The sequence below is a fragment of the Paenarthrobacter sp. GQ52 genome (genome assembly GCF_059759005.1).
Genome location: NZ_JCAXEJ010000004.1, coordinates 286,965 through 308,015 on the forward strand (window position 1 = coordinate 286,965; position 21,051 = coordinate 308,015).

Here is a 21,051-nt window from a genome sequence, read left to right on the forward strand (position 1 = left end):
GGATCGCTTGAGCTTTAGCGGCCGCTCAGGGGGCGACCTTCTGCATGGATGTAAAAGACGGTACGCCGGAGTGGGTGCGGGCACCAGAGCCCTGCCATGCCCGGCGCATCTGCGGATGACAATCACTCCCGCAACCCAGAGTTAATCTCTTTTCCTCTTCCGGGCGACCAGAACGGGTCTATAGTGAGGGATAGGACATTCGCTGATGCAGCCCGGCGGCCCGCATTTCTTCCGACGCCGGAGGCCCCGTAATGACCGACACCCAAATTGGCAGCTTTATTCGCGACTGTGTGGTGTTTGAGGATGACACTGAGAACGGCTTGGACTTTGACACTTTCTACGGCCTGTACATCAGCTGGTGCGTTCTCGGACGCAAAATCCCCATCCCCGACTCCGCCTTCAAGACAGCCCTGGAACTCCAGGGACTGAAACCCATCAAGGTCAGTGGCCAGAGAATTTATCCCGGCATGAGCATGGTAGGTGCAGCCGCGCGGGACTACGTGGTCAACAGTGTTCCACTGTGGAGCGAAACCGCCACCGACATCCCGGTTTCCGAAATTCGCCAAGCGGTGGCATCCATCGCCTGATCCCATTCCAGCAAGTATTCAGCCCATGCCCCTAGGATTCTTAGGGGGCATGGGCTGTTCCTGTTTCCGGAGGTTCTCGCTGAAAGGCTCTAATGAAACCGTCCATCGTTTGGTTTCGCGACGATCTGAGGGTCGCCGATAACCCGGCCTTGCGTGCCGCCGTCGACGACGGCGCGGCCGTTGCCCTCTACGTCCTTGACGAAGAATCGCCGGGTATCCGTCCCCACGGCGGCGCCGCGCGCTGGTGGCTCCACCACTCGCTGACCGCCCTCCGTGAGGATCTGGACAAGCTTGGTGTTCCCCTGCTGCTCCGCCGCGGACCTGCAGCCGACGTGGTTCGGGAAACCACCACGGCGATTGGTGCCGGAGGGCTGTACTGGAACCGGCGGTACGGTTCCGCTGAGCGAACGGTCGACGCCGGCATCAAGGCCTGGGCGGGCGACGCGGGACTGCATGTCTCGAGTTTTCAGGCTTCCCTGCTCCACGAGCCGTGGGAAGTGACCACTAAAACGGGTGGGCAATACAAGGTCTTCACCCCTTTCTGGCGGACTGTTTCTGCGGAGGACTTCCGGGAGCCGCTGGCCGTTCCGGAAGCGGGGCACGGATTCTCCGGAAAACTGCCAGCCCATGGCCACTTGGAATCGTGGCAACTGCTTCCCACCAAGCCGGACTGGTCCGGCGGATTGGCCGAAATGTGGACGCCGGGCGCTGCCGCCGGGCACAAGCGGCTCGCCACGTTCGTGGCGGGCGGCCTCTCCAACTACAGCGAGGGCCGCAACCGTCCGGATACAGACGGCAGCAGTTGCCTGTCTCCCTATCTGCGCTGGGGTGAGTTGAGCCCGTTTGAGGTATGGCACGCTCTGGGCTCCAAGCGGTCCGAAAGCGCCTCTATCTATGCTTCCGAGTTGGGTTGGCGCGAGTTCTGCTGGCACCAGTACTTCCACAATCCAAGCCTCGCAACGGCAAACCTTCGCCCGGAGTTTGATCGCTTTCCCTGGGCGTGGCCGGGCACCAACCATAACGGCAGCAGCAACAATACCGGCAAGCATCCCGGCCACGAGTCAGCGCCGGAGGAATTCCGGGCCTGGCAGCAGGGCCGCACCGGCTTCCCCATGGTGGACGCGGGGCAACGGCAGCTTTGGCATACGGGCTGGATGCACAACCGCGTCCGTATGGTTGCCGCGAGTTTCCTGGTGAAGAACCTGGGCATTCATTGGCAGCTGGGGGAGCAATGGTTTTGGGACACCCTGGTGGACGCCGATCCGGCGTCGAATCCGGCCAACTGGCAATGGGTAGCCGGCTCCGGGGCGGATGCCTCGCCGTTCTTCAGGATCTTCAATCCGGAGGCCCAGCGCGTGAAGTTCGATCCCCAGGGGAAGTACATCGCCCACTGGATTCCCGAGTTCGGAACACCGGACTACCCGGAGGGAATCGTGGACCTCAAGACCACCCGTGCGGAAGCGCTGGAAGCGTACAAGGAAATGAGGGAAGTCCACTAAGGGCTCCGGAGGTTGCTGCAGGGCCGACTATAGGCTGGGGGGCATGTCAACCGAACTCATCCTTAAGCTCGTCATCGGGGCACTCGTTGCAGTGCTCCTTGCTGTAGGTGCCTGGTGGGCCCGGAAGCACCCCAACAGGTCCAAGGAGTATCCGGAACAGGTGCGCCTGCCCAAAGTGGTGCCCTTCATCGGCTGGCTGTTCTTTGTTTTCGGCCTCCTCATGAGCTTGGTCTCGTTCGCCTATGCTCCTTCTCCCTTGGGTGCCCGCATCACTGCGGGTGCCATCCTCCTGGGCGGCCTGGCTTTCGTGCTGATGTACCGCAACTGGTACGTGGCTCCGCGGGCCCATGAGGTTGCCTTCCGTACCGTGCTCGGCAAGGAACATGTAGTTCCCTACAGCGACATTGCGCACTACCGGGTCCAAGTGATGAAAGGGCAGCCGATCCTGACGGTCAAGTCGGTTAATGGAGCGAAGCTCAGCCTGAATATCCGCACCTTCGACGTGACACCCCTCATGACGGCGATCGATTTCCACAAGGTGACCGGCCGCTGGCCTGCCCGCACGGACGTGGTGGGTGGGAGCCCCGGGGCAGAAAAATACCCCTCTGGAAATTAGTAGGAAGTCCGAGTATATTCGGATTCAGAGATGACCTGGATCACAGTTGGTCACGTGTTCCGCAACGGTCCCAGCACCCGGCGGCACGGCAGTCATTCACGATGCAAAGGAGCATTCCACCATGGTGCGCGAGCTTTCCCACTACGTAGACGGCCAGAGGATCGAAGGCACGTCCGGTCGGTTCAGTGATGTCTACGATCCCTGCACGGGCGAAGTCCAGGCGCGGCTTCCGCTGGCCAGCGCGGACGAGGTTCGCAACGCCGTCGCAAATGCCGAAAAGGGTCAGCTCGAATGGGCGGCAATGAACCCGCAACGCCGGGGACGCATCCTGCTCAAGTTCGTGGACCTGGTCAACCAGAACATGGACGAACTCGCAAAGCTACTGTCCTCCGAGCACGGCAAGACCTTCGCCGACGCCAAGGGCGACATCCAGCGCGGCGTCGAGGTCGTTGAGTTCTCCGCCGGGGCACCGCATCTGCTGAAGGGCGAATTCTCGGACAACGCCGGCCAGGGGATCGACGTCCATTCGCTCCGCCAGCCACTCGGCGTCGTCGCGGGCATTACGCCCTTCAACTTCCCGGCCATGATCCCGCTGTGGAAGTCCGGCCCGGCGCTCGCAGCCGGCAACGCCTTCATCCTTAAACCGTCCGAACGGGACCCCTCCGTGCCGCTGCGCCTCGCCGAGCTGTACAGCGAAGCCGGCGTGCCGAACGGTGTTTTCAACGTGATCAACGGCGACAAGGAAGCCGTGGACGCGCTGCTCGAAGATCCTCGGGTGAAGGCCATCGGCTTTGTGGGATCCACCCCCATTGCCCAATACATCTACGCCACAGCAGCTGCGCACGGCAAGCGCGCCCAATGCTTCGGCGGTGCGAAGAACCACATGGTGATCATGCCCGACGCCGATCTGGACATGGCTGCCGACGCCCTGATTGGTGCCGGGTACGGATCCGCAGGCGAACGCTGCATGGCGATCTCCGTTGCCGTGCCTGTTGGCCAGGAAACCGCAGACGCATTGGTGGCCAAGCTGACCGAGCGTGTGAAGGACCTGAAGGTGGGACACAGCCTGGACAAGGATTCGGACTTCGGTCCCGTGGTGGCTGCTTCTGCCAAGGAAAGGATCGAAGGCTACATCCAATCCGGCGTGGACGAAGGAGCAACACTGGTCACCGATGGTCGAGGCCTCACCGTGGACGGCTACGACGGCGGCTTCTGGGTGGGCCCAACGCTTTTCGACAACGTCACCAAGGACATGAAGATCTACAAGGAAGAGATCTTCGGTCCCGTCCTCAGCGTGCTGCGCGCGGCTGACTACGACGAAGCGCTCAGGCTCTGCAGCGAGCACGAGTTCGGCAACGGCGTCGCCATTTTCACGCGCGACGGCGACTCTGCCCGCGACTTTGCCAGCCGGGTAGAGGTAGGCATGGTGGGCATCAACGTGCCCATCCCAGTGCCGATCGCGTACTACACGTTCGGCGGCTGGAAGGCGTCCGGTTTCGGCGATCTCAACCAGCATGGCGCCGACGCATTCCGCTTCTACACCAAGACCAAAACCGTGACGTCGCGGTGGCCTTCCGGCATTCGCCAAGGCGCCAGCTTCATCATGCCGGCAGGCAGCTGATGGGGGCCTTGGAAACAGAAGACGTTCTCTTTGAGCGTCGCGGCCACCTCGGCATCGTGACCCTCAACCGCCCGAAGGCAGTCAATGCGCTGAACGATGGAATGGTGAAAGCCATGCTCCGGCAGCTGACCGCATGGGCTGACGATGACGCCGTTGCCACTGTCCTGGTGCGCGGGGCGGGCGACCGCGGGCTGTGCGCCGGCGGCGACATCGTGGCCATCTACAAGGACATGTTGCACGGTGGCACCGCGACAGCCGACTTCTGGGCTGACGAATACCGGCTCAACGCGCTGATCTCGCACTACCCCAAACCGTACGTTGCATTCATGGACGGGCTCGTCCTGGGTGGCGGCGTGGGCGTCTCTGCGCACGGCTCGGTTCGCGTGGTCACCGAGCGGACGCGCACCGGCATGCCCGAAACCACCATTGGATTCGTGCCCGACGTCGGCGGGACCCTCCTGCTTTCACGTTCGCCGGGGGAGGCAGGAACGCACGCCGCTTTGACGGGGGCGCACTTGTCCGGCGCGGACGCACTGTTCCTGGGTCTCGCGGATCACTTCGTGCTGTCGTCCGAGCTGCCCGCGCTGGCGGAAGCGTTGGAAAGCTCGACGGCGGAGGCCGCCGTCGAGCGTTTTGCCCAAGCCGGGCCGGAGTCAGCGTTGGCGGCGCAGCGGGAGTGGATCGACGCTGCTTACGCCCATGAGGATGCGGAAGAGATCGTCCGGGGCATGCGCGCTTTGGGCGACGAGGCCGTAGCTGCCGCTGACACGATAGAGGCCAAATCGCCGACGTCGGTAAAGGTGGCGCTTGAGTCGCTGCGGCGGGTCCGTGGACTCTCTTTGGAAGAGGCGTTGGATCAGGAATACCGAGTGGGCCTGCGCTGCCTGGCCGGACCCGATTTCCGGGAGGGCATCCGCGCGCAGGTGGTGGACAAGGACCGCAACCCGCAGTGGAAACCGGCCACTCTCGCCGAAGTCCGGGAGGCCGACGTCGAGGGCTACTTTGCGCCGCTCGGCGAACGGGAACTGGGGCTTTCAGCCAGTCGAGTCCAGTCGAATTGAAGGAGACCATCATGACAGAGAACGCAGCTATGTCAGATATCCAAGCCCCGGCAACGGGACTCATCGCTTTCCTGGGCCTGGGCCATATGGGTGGTCCCATGGCGGCCAACCTGATCAAGGCCGGACACGACGTGATCGGTTACGACCCCGTTCCGGCGGCCGTCGAGGCAGCTTTGGCTCACGGGATCCCCATGGCCGCCACGGCGCATGAAGCTGCTGCGGAGGCGGCCGTGGTGTTGACCATGTTGCCCAGCGGCAAGCACGTCCTGGATGCCTATCGCGGGGTGGACGGGCCCGGCCTGCTGTCCATCGCGAAGCCGAACACACTGTTCCTGGACTGTTCCACCATCAACGTTGATGAAGCCCGTGAGGCCGCTGTGATCGCGTTGGAAGCCGGTCACCGTTCAGTGGACGCCCCCGTTTCAGGTGGCGTGGTGGGGGCCGAAGCCGGCACCTTGACCTTCATGGTGGGCGCTTTGCCGGAGGACTTTGAGACCGTGAAGCCCATTTTGGAGCTCATGGGTAAGAGGATCGTCCACTGCGGAGATCACGGTGCAGGGCAAGCTGCCAAGGTCTGCAACAACATGATCCTGGGCGTGTCCATGATCGCCGTTGCCGAAGCATTCGTGCTCGGCGAGAAGCTCGGGCTCACGCACCAGGCATTATTCGACGTCGCCTCCAACGCGTCCGGCCAGTGCTGGGCACTAACCACCAACTGTCCTGTTCCCGGGCCGGTTCCCACAAGCCCCGCTAACCGCGACTATCAGCCTGGCTTTGCCGGCGCGTTGATGGCCAAGGACCTGCGCCTGGCTGTGAATGCGTTGGAAAGCACGGGCGTTGCAGCGGAAATGGGTCCTTTGGCCTCACGTATCTACGACGCCTTTGCCGCAGGTGAAGGCGCTGGAAGGGATTTCTCGGGCATCATCACGGAAATCCGCGACAAGTCCGTGTGAGAGGTTGGAACTGAACTTATGACGAGCTTGGCGGAGAGGGAGAGCATGACTGAGCAGTACCAGAACATTGTGGTTGAACGTCGGGGACGGGTTGGCTTGGTGACGCTGAACCGGCCGGAGGCGTTGAATGCGTTGAATACCGCCCTCATGAACGAACTCGTGGACGCAGTGACGGCCATGGACACTGATCCCGACGTTGGCGCCGTGGTGATCACGGGATCCGCCAAGGCCTTTGCTGCAGGTGCTGACATCAAGGAAATGTCCTCCAACAGCTATATGGAAATGTATGCGGCGGACTGGTTCCGGCGTTGGGAGGATCTCACGCGGCTGCGTATCCCGGTTGTTGCTGCCGTGTCCGGTTTTGCCTTGGGTGGTGGCTGCGAACTGGCCATGATGGCCGACTTCATCATCGCGGGGGACAACGCCAAGTTCGGCCAGCCTGAGATCAACCTCGGCGTTATCCCTGGAATGGGTGGCTCGCAGCGGTTGACCCGGGCCGTGGGCAAAGCCAAAGCCATGGACATGGTGCTGACTGGCCGGTTCATGGACGCTGACGAAGCCGAACGCTCCGGTCTGGTCTCGCGGGTGGTCCCTGCAGTCGAGGTGATCGACGAAGCACTCAAGGCTGCCGAAGTCATCGCGTCCAAGTCCAAGCCCGCAGCGATGGTGGCCAAGGAAGCCGTGAACGCAGCCTTCGAGATGGGTCTGGCGCAGGGTGTTCTGTTTGAGCGCCGCGTGTTCCACTCACTCTTCGCCACCGAGGACCAGAAGGAAGGCATGGCCGCGTTCAGCGAGAAGCGCCAACCGGAGTTCAAGCACAGGTAAGGCGGGAACGGGCTATACGGCAGCGAGTGGCTGCTGCTTGAGTCCGTCCAGCCGCATTTGAAGTTCCTCGGAGGTCGGAGGGTTGGCGCCGGGCCGACTAACGGTGATGGCTGCGGCCGCGGCTGCGGTCTGTCCGATGATCTCGAGGACTGCTGGTGCGAACGCCTTTTCGCCCCTGGTCAACAGTTCAGAGATGAGCGCTGTCATGTAGGAGTCGCCGGCGCCGATGGTGTCTGCAACGGCGGTCTTCACTGATGGGATGTTCAGGCGTGTCCCGGATGTGGCAAGTAGCGCGCCTTCAGCGCCTCGGGTGATAACGGCAAGCCGAGCCCCGAGTTTGAGTACTCGGGACGCTACTTCGTCCAGCGAGGATGAGGGATACAGCCAATGGGCATCTTCGTCGCTGAGTTTGACCACGTCCGTGAGGGGGATCAGGTCCTCGAAGATCTGCTTCGCTTCGGAGTGGCTGCCAAGGAGGGCCGGGCGGATGTTGGGGTCGTAAGTGACCAGGCAGGAGTCGTGGCTTTGTTCGAGGAGGGACCGAACAGTGGTGGCTCCCGGCGCCAGGAAAGTGGCGATGGATCCGGCATGGAGGACTTTCGGGATCATGGCCGGTGCTACGGGGGGAAGCTCCCACAGGATGTCGAACTCGTAGCTGGCCGAGCCGTCCGCTGCGAGTGTTGCGGTGGCGGTGGCGGTGCGCTGAAGGGACTTCGATCCGGGGAGTAACTGGACACCTGCGCTGTGAAGGTGGGTGGTGATGGCAGTGCCGTAGTGGTCGTCGCCGATTGCCGTGAGCAGCCCAGTGGTTACCCCGAGCCGACCCAGGCCGTAGGCGACATTTGCGGGAGAACCGCCAGGGTAGCTGATGCTTCCTTCCCGGGTGTTCACAATGTCCACCAAGGCTTCGCCAATGACGAGAACGTCCAGTGGGTTTTGGACGGAGCCGCCCGGGTAGGTGTTGTGCATTTCGGTTCTTTCGCTCGGATCATTGGTGGGACGGCGGAGGTATGGGTCCGTCCGCGGACCTGTTTGCAGGTCCGCGGACGGAGACATGGGTTCCGATTGGATGGAACGTGCGGCGTGCCGTTAGGCCTTGGCTGCACCTGTCATGATGGCGACTGCGTCAGTCATAGAATGGGATTGCGGGGTGATGGTCGCTGCGCATTTGCCCAGGCGCTGGATGTGGATGCGGTCTGCAACGTCAAACACGTGAGGCATGTTGTGACTGATCAGGATCACCGGCAGGCCTCGGTCGCGGAGGTCGCGGACGAGCTGGAGCACCTGGTTGGATTCGCGTACACCCAAAGCGGCTGTCGGCTCGTCAAGAACCACCACCTTGGACCCGAAGGCCGCTGCGCGGGCCACGGCTACGGCCTGACGCTGGCCACCGGAAAGGTTCTCCACCGGTACGGTCACATCCTGCAGGGTGGAGATTCCCAATCGGGTCAGTTCTTCCTTGGCTTTCCTGCGCATGCCCTTGGTGTCGAGCATCCGGAACAGGCTTCCCAAGGGGCCGGGGAGGCGCTCTTCCCGGCCGAGGAACAGGTTCGAGGCAACATCCAAGGCCGGGGAAACAGCCAGGTTCTGGTAGACGGTTTCGATGCCGTGGACGCGGGCGTCCTGCGGCCGTTTGAAGTGCACTTGCTGTCCGGAGACGAAGAGTTCGCCGGTATCGGGAATTTCGGCGCCGGTGAGGCATTTGATGAGGGTGGACTTACCGGCACCGTTGTCGCCGATGACGGCCAGTACTTCGCCGGGGTAGAGGTCCAGGCTGACGCCGTCCAGACCGACCACGCGGCCGAACGTCTTGACGAGGTTCCTGGCCTTGAGGATGGGCTCGCGGGTTTCGGCGCGGGAAGCTTCAAATTCTGTGGTGGTCATGACTTGACCTTTCGGATCCACTGATCGACGGATACGGCAATGATGATCAGGATGCCTACAGCGAGGGTCTGATAGAGGACGTCCAAGCCGGCGAGGGAGAGGCCGTTGCGGAAGACACCAACGATCAGCGCTCCGAGCAGCGAACCCCAGATCGAGCCGCGGCCGCCGAAGAGGCTGGTGCCGCCAATCACGACGGCGGTGATGGAGTCCAGGTTCAGATCGACGCCAGCGTTCGGGCTGGCGGCATTGGTACGGCCGATCTGGATCCATGCGCCGACGGCCAGGACTGCGCCGGCGGCAAGGTAGACGCTCATCAGGACGCGGTTGACGGGAATACCGGCCAGTCGGGCGGCTTCCTTGTCATCGCCCACAGCGTAGACGTGCCGTCCCCAGGCGGTCTTGCCCAGGATGAATGCCATGGCCACGTAGAGGAGAAGCATCATGACCACGCCAGTGGAGATCCGGACGGGCCCAATCGGGAAGGTGCTGCCGAGCCAGGTGAGCATGTCCGGCATAGCCGAGCCACGCACGGTGCTTCCACCGGAGTAGAGCAGCGTCAAAGCGATGAAGATGTTCAAAGTACCCAGCGTGACGATGAACGGTGGGAGGCGGAACCTTGTGACCAGGAAGCCGTTGAGAGCACCGGATCCCAGCCCGACGGCGAGGCCGGCAATCAGCGCAATTGGCCCTGGAATGCCGTTGCTGACCGCGAGCTGTGCGATCACCATTGAGGACAGGATCATTACTGCACCCACGGAGAGGTCAATACCGGCGGTCAGGATGATCAAGGTCTGGGCGATCGCCAGGGTGCCGACCACGGCCACCTGCTGAGTGATCAGGGACAGGTTCTCAACGCGGAGGAACCGGTCATTGAGGAGCCCAAAGACCACCACGGCGATCAGCAGAACAATGGCCGGGCTGAGGGCTGGGTAACGGTGGAGAATGTTGCGGATTCTGCTGAGGGGGGTCTGTCGGTCGAGGAATTCCTCGGCCAAATCAGCATGCCCCGCGCTCGGGGGGCCGGCGGTCTGTTGCTGGGTCACTTAGATTGCTCCTGAACTTCCATGTTCTGTAACTGCTGGTACGCGGGGAGATGCTGCTTGGTGCATCTCCCCGCGTCTGGAGTGGTTATTTGCCCCAGCAGACCTGGGATGCCTCGGTGGTGGTGATGCTCTTGACGCCGTCGGCCGGCTTGTCAGTGACGAGTTCAACGCCGGTGTTGAAGAAGTCCAGGCCCTCGGAGTTGGCCGGCTTCTTACCGGTCTTTGCCAGCTCAACGATGGCCTTCACGCCCATCTCGGCCATCTTGACCGGGTACTGCTGTGCGGTTGCGCCGATCACACCGGACTTGACGTTGTTCACACCGGTGCAGCCGCCGTCAACGGAAACGATCAAGACATCCTTTTCCTTGCCCGCGGACTTCAGGGCCTCGAAGGCACCTGCTGCAGCCGGCTCGTTGATCGTGTAGACAACGTTGACATTGGGGTTCTTAGCCAGCAGGGTTTCCATCGCGGTACGTCCACCGTCTTCGGCGCCCTGGGATGCCTGGCTACCGACGATTTCGTACTCGCCGCCCTTGCCTCCGGTGTACGTTCCTGTCTTGGCTTCGTCGCCGTTCTTCTTCTTATCCGCGGTGTCGATTCCGAGGCCGGTCAGGAAGCCCTGGTCGCGGTTGTAGTCCACCGAGACCACCTTGTCGTCAAAGAGGTCAATGAGGGCAATGACGGCCTTCTTGCCCGCCAGTTGCTGGGCGGTCCATTTGCCGATGAGCTCGCCGGCATTGAAGTTGTCCGTGGCGAAGGTGATGTCTGCGGCGTCGGCCGGGTCCGGGGGAGTGTCGAGGGCGATGACGAACAGGCCGGCGTCCTTGGCCTTCTTCAGGGCATCTACGACGGACGGGCCATTGGGGGTGATGAGAATTCCCTTGTCACCCTTGGAGATCGCATTCTCAATGGCCTGGATCTGGGTGTCCTCGTCGCCGTCGGCCTTGCCGGCAGCAAGCTTGAGATCGACGCCGTCGGCCTCTGCGGCCTTCTTCGCGCCGTCCTGCATGGAAACGAAGAACGGGTTGGAAGTGGTCTTGACGATCAGCGAGACGCCGATCTTCTCATCGGAGCCCCCGCTGGAGGAAGGGGAGGAGCTGCCGCCGCAGGCGGTCAGGCTAAGCGCGCCGAGCGTCAGGACTGCGCCTGCGGCAAGAAAACGGGTCCGGGCGGACCGGGTTACTTTGGAACTCAACATTGAAACTCCTGTTTTGTGGCTGTTGGCGGCGCATCTTCTGCGGCTGACAACGTTGTCAGGTAACATGTAAGCAAGCTCACACGATAGAGTCAAGTGTTAAATCAAGTGGAGGAGCAGTTAATTGACAACGGTGTCTAATCGTTACCAATCCGACTCCGGACGCAAGCGTCCGACGATGAAGAACGTGGCGGATCTTGCCGGGGTTGGAATCAAAACGGTCTCCCGGGTAGTGAACGACGAGCCGGGAGTCTCCGAGGCCACCCGCCAGCGCGTCATGCGGGCCACCGAACAGCTCCAGTACCAGCTGGACATCACAGCGGGCAGCCTGAAGCGTTCCGGACGCAAGACCCAGTCCATCGGCCTGCTGCTCCCGAGCGTGTCCAACCCGTTCAGTGGCGAGATCCACAGGGCCATGGAAGACGCTTTGGCCGTGCGCGGAATTGCCGTCTTCGCTGCCAGCCTGGATGACGATCCTGACCGGGAGAAGAAGCTCATTTCAGCTTTCCTGGGACGCCGGGTCGACGGGCTTGTGCTGACTACCATCGCCAAGAGCCAGGCGTACATGATCCCGGAGCACTCCCGCGATCTGCCGCTGGTATTCATTGACCGTGAGCCCGCGGGCATTGAGGCTGACGCGGTAGTCACTGACAATGAACTTGGCGCGGCAAAGGCGGCGGCCCATCTCATCCAGCATGGACATACCCGGCTGGCTTACCTTGGCGACCGAACGGATATTCAAACCGCGGGGAGGCGTCGGACAGGATTCCTGGACGCCGTCGGACGAGCAGGCATTTCCACCTCCGGCGTCGCCGTTCGTGAGAATCTGCATGATGAAGAAACCGCATTTCAGGCGGCTCACGAACTGCTCACCTCAGAGAACCCGCCGACGGCGATTTTCTCCAGTCAAAACTTGGTGACGTTTGGCGCCATGCGGGCGCTGAAAGCCCTTGGGCTGCACCACGAGGTTGCTCTCATCGGATTTGATGATTTCACCCTGGCCGACATGATGGACCCCGGGATCACTGTGATCGCCCAGCATCCTGAACGCATCGGCAAGCTTGCGGCTGAACGGATCCTCGCGAGGATCGACGGCGACGAGAGCCCCGCCCGAACATATGTCATCCCAACGGAACTGATACAGCGGGGTTCCGGTGAAATCCGACCCCAAGCTGACTCGGGCAAATAGCAGAACACTCCGAAATCAACCGAGCAAAGGACAGTCCATGACCAAAACACTGTATGCAGAGTTCACCGTTAAGGAAGGCAGTGAAGCCCGCGTTGCGGAAATGATGGCAACCCTTGCGGGACACGTCCGTAACGAACCGGGGAACGTGATGTTCTTGCCCTACACGCGTGAAACCAACCCGCGGGAGTACTTCGTCTTCGAGGTGTACCGGGACGAGCAAGCCTTCCAGGAGCACATCGGCGCCGACTACGGCCGGGAGTTCAACGCGGAACTTACCGAACACATCGAAGGTGAAGGATCAGTCCTGACCTGGCTGCAACCACTGATGTAGCTGTAAAGGCAAAGGAACGGCGGCTGGCGAAAGCCGGCCGCCGTTCCTGCTACGGGCGGTGTGTTACTTCTTTCCGGGAAGGAACATTGATCCTTCCATGGGGGTAACAGTGAGGGACTTCAGCTGCGCTGTCCCACCTTCCGCGAAGAGCGCCATCTTGTCCGCTCCGGCGTTGGGAAATACTTGATCCGTAATGGTCCGGAGACCGTCGCCGGAGAATACTTCCACCGAAGAGCGGTCTACATAAACCCGCAGGGTGACATTGCCCTTTTTGTCCAGGGTGACAGGGGCGTCCTCAATGGAGGCGAAGGTCGGGTGGAAAGTGGTGTTTCCCGAGTTTGTGCGATCAACGAACACCTTCCCGGTGGTGGAGTCGTAGCCGATCACGGTGGAGGAGGCTCCGTCACCCAGTACGGTGATTCCTGACTTTTTCGCCGTGCCTGGTGCGAAGGTGATGTCCACGCGCTGGACCTGGCCTGAAGCAGCCGCGGGCAGCGGGGTTGTTCCGGCCATGATGGCGCCGCCCTTCTTGTCCGCGTAGCTGGGCTTTGTCGCAAGCTTGTCCACCTGCTTGACCACATTTTGGGCAAGGCGTGGACCGTCGGGTGTTTGCGTCAACTGCACCTCTCGGGGCAGTGCCATGGCGCTGCGCCAAGGGTTGGTGGGGATGTTGTTGGCGTAGTCCCAGTTGTTCATCCAGCCGAGCATGACCCGCTTGTTATCAGGCATGTTCGAGAAGGAAACGGCTGCGTAGTAGTCACGTCCGTAGTCCAGCCAGTCATACGACTCGAGCCGGGACTTCGCAGCGGTGGAGCTGGCTGTGAACTCATCCGCGAGGATGTGGCCCCAGCCGAATCGGTTGTTATCCACAACCTTGATCTGCGCCTGCTGACCAACGAATTCCTTGACATCCCATGAAGCCCAATCCAAGGTTTCACTGTCGTTGCCGGTGGCGGTACGGACCACTTGTCCGTTGACGACCAGGTTCACCGTTTCTTCATCGGACCTGGGAACAGCGGCACTGTCAGTGAGCATGACGTGGTCAAGGGTCAAGTGGCCCCATCCGCCGGTTGCTTCGTCAACGATCCGCAGCTGTGCGTTCTGCCCCGCGAACTCCGAAACGTCCCAGCCCTTCCAGTTCAGCAGCCCCGCGTTATCGCCTGCCAGGGAGCGGACCACGTGGCCGTTGACGAGTAGCTGGACCGCCAGGGTCTGGCCGGAGTCCGCCGTACGGTAGCCGCCTCCAACCAGCATGGACATGAAGTCCTTTGTGATGGGGAATTCGGGGGAGGTCAGGGTGCCTTGGCGGTCATCTCCGGGCACGGTGCCGGTTTCGAATGTGTTGATTCGCTTAGCGCCAATGTAGTAGTCCCCGCCACTGGTGGCCGGCTGGAAACTGGGAGTGAGGTCGCCTGTCCCGGTCCAGCCGGCAGTGGCCAGCGTTGTGCCTTCGGGAAGCTCGAAACCATCAAACTTCAGTTCTCCCGGGGGCGGGGTGTTGTCCAGTTTGTCGGAGACGTGGGGGTGCTTGCCGCCGCCGATCAGGAAGTTCAGGTAATCGTCGGTCACGGTAAAGGTGGGTGACTGCATGGAACCCATCGGCCAGTCGCCGTCGTTGAATGAGTTGATCAGTCCTGTTCCGCCGAAGCCAGTCACCGGACTCTGGCCGGGGAGGGAACCTGAGGCGGGAGCGTCACCGAAAGGACCGTTCTTCCAGTTGCCTGGTTCGTTGTTTGTGGTCCACCCGTTGTAGGTTCCGTCGTTGAAGCCTGCCAGGACAGTGCCGGCAGGTGCCTCGGCCACTGGTTCGGTGGTCTCGGAGGTGAAGGTGGTGCCGTCGAAGTTGCCCACGAAGTACTGTCCAGCCGAGCCTCCCGCGACTCCGCCGGGATTGATATTGACCACCATGACCCACTTGATATTGTTCTGATCCCCATCCACGGCGAGCGGGAACAAATCAGGGCATTCCCACTGGCCGCCGGTCGCGTTGGCGGGCCCGAATTCGCTCAGGGAAGTCCAGTCCTTGAGATTGTCGGACTTGTAGAGGAGAACCTTGTGATCCTGTGATTCGACTGCGGTCATGACCCAGTAGCCACCGCCGGACGGGTTGTCGTGCCAGAAGACCTTTGGGTCCCGGAAATTGGCTGAATTGCGGTTCAGCACAGGATTTCCTGAGTACTTCGTCCAAGTCTGGCCATCATCCAGGCTGTAGGCCAGGGACTGGGCCTGCAGGCCCCGGTGCGGGGAGGGCTCCTTATATGCGCTGGTGTAGATGGCCACCAGCGCGGGGTTTTCCTTCGTCCCGAAGCCCGTGGTGTTGTCCTTATCAACCACGATGCTGCCGGAGAAGACATCTTCCTGCGCGTCGGTGGACAGGGCCAAGGGCTGCTCCTGCCAGTGCACCAAGTCCTTCGACGTCGCGTGTCCCCATGACATGTTCCCCCACGTGTTGCCGGAGGGATTGTGCTGATAGAACAGGTGATAGACGCCTTTATGGAAAACCATTCCGTTGGGGTCGTTCATCCAGTTCTTCGCTGGCGTGTAGTGGTAAGCAGGTCGAAAGTCCTCGCTTCCCACTTCCGGTGCCGCAGACGCTGGTGCCATGCCGGCCATGATGCCCGAAAGTGTCAGGCCCGCCAGCGTCAACGCAGACGTCGCTGTTCGCATCCTGCTCATAGTGGATTTAGTCATTGTTCTCCTCGTTCGCCCTTCATCGCGCGTGCCCATCCCCATCTAGACAACGTTGTCAATGAGGGAAAAGCTACGATAAGTCCAGCGGACAAGTCAACGGTTTTTAGAGCTATGTTCAGGTCTATCTAAAGACCCAACTACTCAGACACCGTTGTCAGATACAGTTTGGTCACCGATAAGGGAACCGCCAGGGGTTGTCGGCTTGTGCTTCGCGGCGTAGGCTCCTGCGGGCCATCATCGGATCGAGGAGTCGCTCATGGGACAGCTGATCGTCCAGGATTTCGTTACCGCCGACGGATACGCCGCCGACACCAACAACGAGTTCAAAGCCTACGAACTGCTGGAAGGTGGAACGGCCGAGTTTGACCGTGCCCAGCTCGAATGGCTCGGCAGTGTGGAGGCAATGGTTTTGGGCGCCAATACGTACAGGTACTTTGCTGAATACTGGCCTACCGACGCCTCCGAGGGCGAGATCATCGCTCCAGCCCTCAATGGCCTGCGACGCCACGTGTTTTCACGCCACCTGAAGGAGGCCCCTTGGGGCGACTTCCCGCCGTCGACCGTTGAATCCGGCGACGCGATCGAGGACATTCGTCGCATCAAACGCGAGTCCGCAAAGGACATCGTTCTCTGGGGAAGCTTGTCGCTCGGCCAGACGTTCTTCGCCGCCGGAGAAGTGGACGCAGTCCGGCTTGTGGTGATGCCGCTGGGCCAGGGCTCAGGCAGGGGCGTGTTCCCGGCCGGACATGATCCTGCCCTGTTGAAGCTCGTGGACGTGAACAGCTATGACCAAGGCCTGGTGGAGCTCAGCTACACGGTGCGGCAGCGGGGCTAAATCGCAGCCTCCGCCGGCATCAGCGCAGCGTCGAAGAACGCGCGCTCCAGCCGCACCGCTTCAGCGAAGGTGGCGGCTACGCGCTCGCGTGCAGCGGCGTCGGCAGGTTCGACGGCGTCGAACTCGTTGCGTAGCCAGGTCACCCATGCGTTGTACTCCGGGTTGTTGTGGAGGCGGATCCACTCGGCATGCTTTGCGTGGGCGGGCCATTCACTGGTGTCCCCGGCGCGGGCAGCCCAGTCTCCGTAGAGCCACTCCGCAACCAACAGCACTGCCAGGACTTCCGGGTAGGAGCGGGTAGCGAGGGCGCTGCGCATCAGGTTGTCGAAATCCCGGGTGGCAGATCCCAGCGCGGGTGCGGTTCGATCCGCCTCGGGGACGTCGAGTTCATTGAAGCAATCCTGGAAGTACGTGTTCTCGTCCGAAGCGAAAGCCCCGAGAACCCGGGCAAACACCAACCGCGAAGCCAGCGAAGGTGCCGATGCGACAGCTTGGCCCAGGAGGGCGGTGAAGGCATCGCAGAACTGGTAATCCTGGACGAGGTAGCGGCGCAGGTTCTCGTCCGAAAGAGACCCGTCGAGCAGCTGGTCCACGAATGGATGGTTGACGGCGGCGTCCCAGTCCCCGGCAGTCTGGTTCTTGAGTTCATTGGCAAAGCCCACGGTTTTTCCTCCTGAGGTGTCAGCATCGGAGCCTAGCAGCGTACCGCTCCGTGGAGGCCGGCGTTACGCTATGGTGCCGGTCCCTGTGCCAGCGTAGGCTCGGGCCATGACGAACGAGCGCGCATCGAAGACGATCGTGGTTGGCTATGACGGATCCGAAGAATCACACCGCGCCGTCCAATGGGCCGCCAAGCACGCGATCCTGCGGGACTGTTCCCTCCACGTTGTGCACTGTTCCTTGTGGATTCTCGTGTCCCACAACCTGGGTCCCGTTCCCGGTGTAGCCGATAGCGGTCTGGAAAGGGCGGCTCAAAAAGTCCTCGAAGAGGGGATGGCTCTCGCCAAAGAGACCGTCCCCGAGCTGGAAGTCCACAGCACTTTGCTTCATGGGATGCCACGCGATCATCTGGCCCACGTCTCGGTGGGTGCAGAGATGTTGGTACTCGGAAGCCGGGGACTTGGCGGGTTCATGGGCTTGCTGGTGGGCTCCGTGAGTTTGGAGATGGCAGCAACCGCAGAGTGCCCGGTGGCAGTGATCCGCGCAGATGACCACCCGGAGGGTCCGGTGCTGCTTGCAGTTGATGACTCGGGATCCCCGGCAGCCCTCGACGACGCTTGTCTTTTCGCGGCAGCAACGGGTGCCGACCTCATGATCGTCCACGTACTGCACGAACCGGAGGGGTACCGACGGTTGCGCGAGCCTGTGGAAGCTTACCCGGACGCTGAAGCGATGCTTGACGCTGTGCTGAGCCGGGCACGCCACAAAGCGCCCGGAGTCACCGTGGCCGGCGAGTTGCTGGTTGATGCTTCATTCTCCCGGGCCGTGGTCAAGGCTTCTCAAGGGGCACGCCTCACGGTGGTGGGGACCAAGGGCCATGGCCTGATCAAAGGCACCATAGGCTCCACGGCGCATGCCGTGCTTCACCATGCCCACAGTCCCGTGTTGGTTTCACGTCGCAAGGCCACGTCCGAGGCCACGTAGCCGCCATTTTTGGAGGTCCTCGCAGGGACTCCCTCCGGCGATGGACCGGATCTATGGTGGAGTCCATGGACAATCGGGCGGAAGTACGCGAATTTCTGATTTCCCGGCGGGCCCACGTGGCCCCGGAGCAGGTTGGGTTGCCCACGGGATCCAACCGGCGGGTCAAGGGGCTGCGTCGCAGCGAAGTGGCTACCCTTGTCGGGTTGAGCGTGGAGTATTACACCCGCTTGGAGCGGGGTGCCATCAGCGGAGCTTCCCCACAAGTACTGGAGAGCATCGCCAGGGCGCTGAACCTGGATGACGCTGAGCGGGCACATCTGTTCGATCTCGCCCACGCGGCCAGTCCTGTTGCCAGACCCCCGCGGCGCCGGAATTCGAAATCGTACGTTCCCCATGAGAGCCTGCAGTGGGCGCTGGATGCTGTTACGGCCGGACCCGCTTTTGTCCGGAATGGTCGCATGGACCTGTTGGCGGTGAACCCTTTGGCCCGGGCGTTTTATAAGGATTGCTACGACATGCCGGGGCAGGCGCCCAACATCGCCAGATTCACGTTTCTGGATGATCGCGCGCATGAGTTCTACCCGGATTGGGGCGCCTTTGCGGAGGTGACGGTTTCAATCCTTCGCACCGAGGCCGGACGCGACCCGCACAACAAGGAACTGCACGATCTTATTGGTGAACTGAGCACCCGCAGCGATGAGTTCCGCACACGCTGGGGTGCGCACAACGTCCGGCATCACGGAACGGGTTTCAAAACGTTCAATCATCCGATCGTGGGCGAGATGACACTCGCGTACGAGGGCTTGGAAATGGCCGCCGAACCCGGGCTGACCCTGACCATCTACGCGGCGGAACCCGGGTCGCCGTCGGCCGAGCGCCTTCAGTTGCTGTCCTCCTGGGCGGCCAGCGAATACGGACAGGGCGTCCAGCCTGCGTCCGAGAAGTCACGGACGGACAGCTGACTGCAGGACAGCTGACGACGGCGGTGCTGCCGCACGCTTTATCGTCGATGCCGGTCGGTCATGGGCTGACTTCCACACGAACCTCCTGGTCCTCGAAGCGCGCAAGCTCGTCCGGCGTCGCGTTATAGCGGCCCAAGTGGATGGTCTGGTCCGAGAAACCGATCCCCGAAGTGTTGTAGTAGAAACCGAGGTTTCCCCAGGGCACGAAGTAGATGAGGTCGCCGTCCTCAGGGTCCGACCCGGGAGACCCTTCATAGTGGAGGGGCCTGGGCAGGTCCGCGATCTTCTCCCGGCCGGCAAACTCTTCCATGGTGACGGTGAGTGGCAGCATGCTCAGAAAGTCCCGGGTAGTGGGGTTGTCTTCACCGATGGTCACGTCCAGAGATACCGAGCCGGCGCTGAAGCGGACTACGGTACCTACGACGCTGCCGGCAGCAGGGCTGGATGTCGCACTGGCCGAACTCGGGGTAGCTTCGCCGGTGGGAGACGGGCTGCAACTGACGACCGCCAACGCCAGCAACAGTACTCCGGCGGTGCGGCGCTTCATGGCCGGGCGCCTTCCTTACGATCCTTGAGCATCAACATTGTGAGCGGCGCGAAGTAGAGCGCGGCAATGCCTGTTCCCACCAGCACAGGTCCCGTGGCTCCAAGCGCGGACTCCAAGGCGTAACCGGCGACCCACGATCCCACGGCCGTACCGAGGTTGAACGCTGAGGTGCTGAGCGCCGACGCAAGGGTGGGCGCGTGGCCGGCATAACCAACGGCTTTGCCGATCAGAATCGGGTTGGTGGCCATCCCGAAGAGCCCTAGCAAGAAGATCAGGACCACTGTCATCACGGCGTAGTGGGAGAACAGGGAAAGGGCACCCAGCACCAGCAACGTCATACCCGCAGAGATGAACAGTGCCGGATAGGGGTGGTGTGCGCCGAAGTGACCTCCAAGATTGGAGCCGATGAACGCCCCCACACCGTAGGCCACCAAAACCAACGGAACCACGGAAGCGGCCAGACCCGTGTTCTCAGTAAGCAGCGGAGAGATGAAGCTGTAGGCAGCCAAGGACGATCCGCACACGATCGCGCAGCCCGCCAGGACAAGCCAGACCCTGGCGTCACGCATGCTGGCAAGCTCTGCCCGCACGGAGGGAGTGGGCCCGGTTTCGGGGCTTGCCGGGACCAGCCGGTACACCACCACGGCCGCCGCCAGAGCAAGAACAGCCAAAGCCCAGAATGGGCCACGCCAGCCAATTACCTGGCCTGCGAAGGCCCCCAGCGGCACACCGACCACGTTGGCGAGCATGCCACCCCCCAGGACAACGCCCAGCGCCCGGGACGCTGAAGCCGCACCTGCAGCTTTAGCACCCACGACGGCGGCTACCGCCCAGAAAGCGCCAGTCGCCAGTGCCGTGACGAAACGAGCCACCAGGATCAGCGTGAAGTCGGAAGTAAGGGCAACAACCACGTGGCCCACAGCGAAGACAACAAGCGCGAGGCTCAGCGTCAGACGCCGGGGCAGCTTCAGGGTCAGGATGGACATTGTGGGGGTGCCGACGATCATGCCCACCGCAAAGACCGTGATCATGAGGCCGGCACTTGCCACGGACACCCCAAGATCGCCCGCAATCTCAGGCAGTATGCCCGCAACGATGAACTCGGTGGTCCCCATGAGGAACACTCCGGCCGCCAGAACGTAGGTCACCAGTGGCAAACGACGGGTCTTGGTGGAGGAAATGGTTGTGGTCATGACTTCAGAACATCAGGTTTAGAGAGTGTTAGGGAGACCCGCTTGAGGGAGGTCCTCCGAGGGACTCCCTCGCTTGGCAAAAAGGTCATCGGGCCCCATTGGGAACACTGGCGTTATATTGTCGGTGGCTGCTGCCAGAGTTAGGGCATGGAGCGGATTGGGGATAGGCAGGCGGGCGCGATAGTGGCGCTTGGGCGCGCTCCCGTGGTTGCGGATGCTGTTCAGCGCGGCGCGGTTCCAGTCAGCACTGGCGCGGTTCAGTCCGGCTCTGTGAGTGGGGACTTGATTGAGCAGTTGCGGGTTTTGGAGGAGATGAAGTCGGCCATTACCGCTTTGCAGGCGCGGGTTGCTGTGGCTTTTGATCTTGCCCAGCGT

General features: G+C 62.0%; 20 protein-coding genes and 1 pseudogene. 13 read left to right on the plus strand and 8 right to left on the minus strand.

Annotated elements, in window-relative coordinates; translation table 11 throughout:
* Positions 1–251: 251 nt before the first annotated feature.
* The 7 genes from AC6CH8_RS08510 (at position 252) to AC6CH8_RS08540 (ending at position 7,162) form a co-directional block, all read left to right on the plus strand.
* On the plus strand, positions 252–587 hold the full coding sequence (locus AC6CH8_RS08510; protein WP_498189937.1) for a hypothetical protein: 336 nt from the start codon (positions 252–254) through the stop codon (positions 585–587).
* A 92-nt stretch (positions 588–679) separates the two neighbouring features.
* Positions 680–2,086 (plus strand): cryptochrome/photolyase family protein, encoded by a 1,407-nt coding sequence (locus AC6CH8_RS08515; RefSeq protein ID WP_498189938.1) that lies wholly within the window; start codon positions 680–682, stop codon positions 2,084–2,086.
* Between the two features lie 43 nt (positions 2,087–2,129).
* Positions 2,130–2,702, plus strand: coding sequence for a hypothetical protein (locus AC6CH8_RS08520; RefSeq protein WP_498189940.1), 573 nt, complete (start codon positions 2,130–2,132; stop codon positions 2,700–2,702).
* 121 nt (positions 2,703–2,823) lie between these two features.
* The gene (locus AC6CH8_RS08525; RefSeq protein ID WP_498189942.1) at positions 2,824–4,323 is read left to right on the plus strand and encodes a CoA-acylating methylmalonate-semialdehyde dehydrogenase; all 1,500 of its coding nucleotides are present in this window, start codon (positions 2,824–2,826) and stop codon (positions 4,321–4,323) included.
* The gene (locus tag AC6CH8_RS08530; protein WP_498189944.1) at positions 4,323–5,384 is read left to right on the plus strand and encodes an enoyl-CoA hydratase/isomerase family protein; all 1,062 of its coding nucleotides are present in this window, start codon (positions 4,323–4,325) and stop codon (positions 5,382–5,384) included. Before AC6CH8_RS08525 ends, AC6CH8_RS08530 begins: the two co-directional genes overlap by 1 nt.
* Positions 5,385–5,395: 11 nt before the next feature.
* The gene (mmsB, locus tag AC6CH8_RS08535) at positions 5,396–6,337 is read left to right on the plus strand and encodes a 3-hydroxyisobutyrate dehydrogenase (protein WP_420179941.1); all 942 of its coding nucleotides are present in this window, start codon (positions 5,396–5,398) and stop codon (positions 6,335–6,337) included.
* 45 nt (positions 6,338–6,382) lie between these two features.
* Positions 6,383–7,162, plus strand: coding sequence for an enoyl-CoA hydratase (locus tag AC6CH8_RS08540; protein ID WP_498189945.1), 780 nt, complete (start codon positions 6,383–6,385; stop codon positions 7,160–7,162).
* Positions 7,163–7,174: 12 nt separating this feature from the next.
* Here AC6CH8_RS08540 and AC6CH8_RS08545 read toward each other — a convergent pair whose 3' ends face one another.
* The 4 genes from AC6CH8_RS08545 to AC6CH8_RS08560 form a co-directional block, all read right to left on the minus strand.
* Positions 7,175–8,131, minus strand: a complete 957-nt coding sequence (locus tag AC6CH8_RS08545) for a carbohydrate kinase family protein (protein ID WP_498189963.1) — start codon at positions 8,129–8,131, stop codon at positions 7,175–7,177.
* A 120-nt stretch (positions 8,132–8,251) separates the two neighbouring features.
* Positions 8,252–9,046: an ATP-binding cassette domain-containing protein gene (locus AC6CH8_RS08550; RefSeq protein WP_091464985.1), complete on the minus strand. Its 795-nt coding sequence runs from the start codon at positions 9,044–9,046 to the stop codon at positions 8,252–8,254.
* Positions 9,043–10,089 (minus strand): ABC transporter permease, encoded by a 1,047-nt coding sequence (locus AC6CH8_RS08555; protein ID WP_420179943.1) that lies wholly within the window; start codon positions 10,087–10,089, stop codon positions 9,043–9,045. Before AC6CH8_RS08555 ends, AC6CH8_RS08550 begins: the two co-directional genes overlap by 4 nt.
* An 85-nt stretch (positions 10,090–10,174) precedes the next feature.
* Positions 10,175–11,287 carry a substrate-binding domain-containing protein gene (locus AC6CH8_RS08560; RefSeq protein WP_420179944.1) on the minus strand — a complete coding sequence of 371 codons (1,113 nt, stop codon included), beginning with the start codon at positions 11,285–11,287 and terminating at the stop codon, positions 10,175–10,177.
* 175 nt (positions 11,288–11,462) lie between these two features.
* Here AC6CH8_RS08560 and AC6CH8_RS08565 point away from each other — a divergent pair, with 175 nt between their 5' ends.
* Positions 11,463–12,473: a LacI family DNA-binding transcriptional regulator gene (locus AC6CH8_RS08565; RefSeq protein ID WP_498189948.1), complete on the plus strand. Its 1,011-nt coding sequence runs from the start codon at positions 11,463–11,465 to the stop codon at positions 12,471–12,473.
* A gap of 37 nt (positions 12,474–12,510) precedes the next feature.
* The gene (locus AC6CH8_RS08570) at positions 12,511–12,804 is read left to right on the plus strand and encodes a putative quinol monooxygenase (protein WP_091464988.1); all 294 of its coding nucleotides are present in this window, start codon (positions 12,511–12,513) and stop codon (positions 12,802–12,804) included.
* Between the two features lie 63 nt (positions 12,805–12,867).
* Here the strand turns inward: AC6CH8_RS08570 and AC6CH8_RS08575 are convergent, their stop codons facing one another.
* A complete protein-coding gene (locus AC6CH8_RS08575; RefSeq protein WP_498189965.1) occupies positions 12,868–15,417 on the minus strand; it encodes a GH32 C-terminal domain-containing protein in 2,550 nt (849 codons plus the stop codon).
* 334 nt (positions 15,418–15,751) lie between these two features.
* Between AC6CH8_RS08575 and AC6CH8_RS08580 the strand changes: the two genes are divergently transcribed.
* Positions 15,752–16,330, plus strand: coding sequence for a dihydrofolate reductase family protein (locus AC6CH8_RS08580; protein ID WP_498189950.1), 579 nt, complete (start codon positions 15,752–15,754; stop codon positions 16,328–16,330).
* On the opposite strand, the gene AC6CH8_RS08585 is transcribed toward AC6CH8_RS08580, so the two are convergent.
* The gene (locus AC6CH8_RS08585) at positions 16,327–16,992 is read right to left on the minus strand and encodes a TenA family protein (RefSeq protein ID WP_498189952.1); all 666 of its coding nucleotides are present in this window, start codon (positions 16,990–16,992) and stop codon (positions 16,327–16,329) included. The genes AC6CH8_RS08580 and AC6CH8_RS08585 overlap by 4 nt on opposite strands.
* Positions 16,993–17,098: 106 nt before the next feature.
* Between AC6CH8_RS08585 and AC6CH8_RS08590 the strand changes: the two genes are divergently transcribed.
* Complete coding sequence (locus AC6CH8_RS08590; RefSeq protein ID WP_498189954.1) at positions 17,099–17,974, plus strand: universal stress protein; 876 nt, start codon at positions 17,099–17,101, stop codon at positions 17,972–17,974.
* Between the two features lie 65 nt (positions 17,975–18,039).
* Positions 18,040–18,936, plus strand: a complete 897-nt coding sequence (locus AC6CH8_RS08595) for a helix-turn-helix transcriptional regulator (protein WP_498189955.1) — start codon at positions 18,040–18,042, stop codon at positions 18,934–18,936.
* A 58-nt stretch (positions 18,937–18,994) separates the two neighbouring features.
* Here the strand turns inward: AC6CH8_RS08595 and AC6CH8_RS08600 are convergent, their stop codons facing one another.
* Together AC6CH8_RS08600 and AC6CH8_RS08605 are read right to left on the minus strand one after the other, a co-directional pair.
* Positions 18,995–19,483, minus strand: a complete 489-nt coding sequence (locus tag AC6CH8_RS08600) for a cyclophilin-like fold protein (RefSeq protein WP_498189957.1) — start codon at positions 19,481–19,483, stop codon at positions 18,995–18,997.
* Positions 19,480–20,676, minus strand: coding sequence for an MFS transporter (locus tag AC6CH8_RS08605; RefSeq protein WP_498189958.1), 1,197 nt, complete (start codon positions 20,674–20,676; stop codon positions 19,480–19,482). Before AC6CH8_RS08605 ends, AC6CH8_RS08600 begins: the two co-directional genes overlap by 4 nt.
* 147 nt (positions 20,677–20,823) lie before the next feature.
* On the opposite strand from AC6CH8_RS08605, the pseudogene AC6CH8_RS08610 reads away from it, so the two are divergent.
* Positions 20,824–21,051: pseudogene (locus tag AC6CH8_RS08610) on the plus strand (HNH endonuclease); the annotation flags it as partial.

Bases quoted from the DNA above. Each gene is read 5' to 3' on its own strand.
- AC6CH8_RS08510 (WP_498189937.1), top strand. From the start codon at position 252: ATGACCGACACCCAAATTGGCAGCTTTATTCGCGACTGTGTGGTGTTT.
- AC6CH8_RS08515 (WP_498189938.1), top strand. From the start codon at position 680: ATGAAACCGTCCATCGTTTGGTTTCGCGACGATCTGAGGGTCGCCGAT.
- AC6CH8_RS08520 (WP_498189940.1), top strand. From the start codon at position 2,130: ATGTCAACCGAACTCATCCTTAAGCTCGTCATCGGGGCACTCGTTGCA.
- AC6CH8_RS08525 (WP_498189942.1), top strand. From the start codon at position 2,824: ATGGTGCGCGAGCTTTCCCACTACGTAGACGGCCAGAGGATCGAAGGC.
- AC6CH8_RS08530 (WP_498189944.1), top strand. From the start codon at position 4,323: ATGGGGGCCTTGGAAACAGAAGACGTTCTCTTTGAGCGTCGCGGCCAC.
- mmsB (WP_420179941.1), top strand. From the start codon at position 5,396: ATGACAGAGAACGCAGCTATGTCAGATATCCAAGCCCCGGCAACGGGA.
- AC6CH8_RS08540 (WP_498189945.1), top strand. From the start codon at position 6,383: ATGACTGAGCAGTACCAGAACATTGTGGTTGAACGTCGGGGACGGGTT.
- AC6CH8_RS08545 (WP_498189963.1), bottom strand. From the start codon at position 8,131: ATGCACAACACCTACCCGGGCGGCTCCGTCCAAAACCCACTGGACGTT.
- AC6CH8_RS08550 (WP_091464985.1), bottom strand. From the start codon at position 9,046: ATGACCACCACAGAATTTGAAGCTTCCCGCGCCGAAACCCGCGAGCCC.
- AC6CH8_RS08560 (WP_420179944.1), bottom strand. From the start codon at position 11,287: ATGTTGAGTTCCAAAGTAACCCGGTCCGCCCGGACCCGTTTTCTTGCC.
- AC6CH8_RS08565 (WP_498189948.1), top strand. From the start codon at position 11,463: ATGAAGAACGTGGCGGATCTTGCCGGGGTTGGAATCAAAACGGTCTCC.
- AC6CH8_RS08570 (WP_091464988.1), top strand. From the start codon at position 12,511: ATGACCAAAACACTGTATGCAGAGTTCACCGTTAAGGAAGGCAGTGAA.
- AC6CH8_RS08575 (WP_498189965.1), bottom strand. From the start codon at position 15,417: ATGGCCGGCATGGCACCAGCGTCTGCGGCACCGGAAGTGGGAAGCGAG.
- AC6CH8_RS08580 (WP_498189950.1), top strand. From the start codon at position 15,752: ATGGGACAGCTGATCGTCCAGGATTTCGTTACCGCCGACGGATACGCC.
- AC6CH8_RS08590 (WP_498189954.1), top strand. From the start codon at position 17,099: ATGACGAACGAGCGCGCATCGAAGACGATCGTGGTTGGCTATGACGGA.
- AC6CH8_RS08595 (WP_498189955.1), top strand. From the start codon at position 18,040: ATGGACAATCGGGCGGAAGTACGCGAATTTCTGATTTCCCGGCGGGCC.
- AC6CH8_RS08600 (WP_498189957.1), bottom strand. From the start codon at position 19,483: ATGAAGCGCCGCACCGCCGGAGTACTGTTGCTGGCGTTGGCGGTCGTC.
- AC6CH8_RS08605 (WP_498189958.1), bottom strand. From the start codon at position 20,676: ATGACCACAACCATTTCCTCCACCAAGACCCGTCGTTTGCCACTGGTG.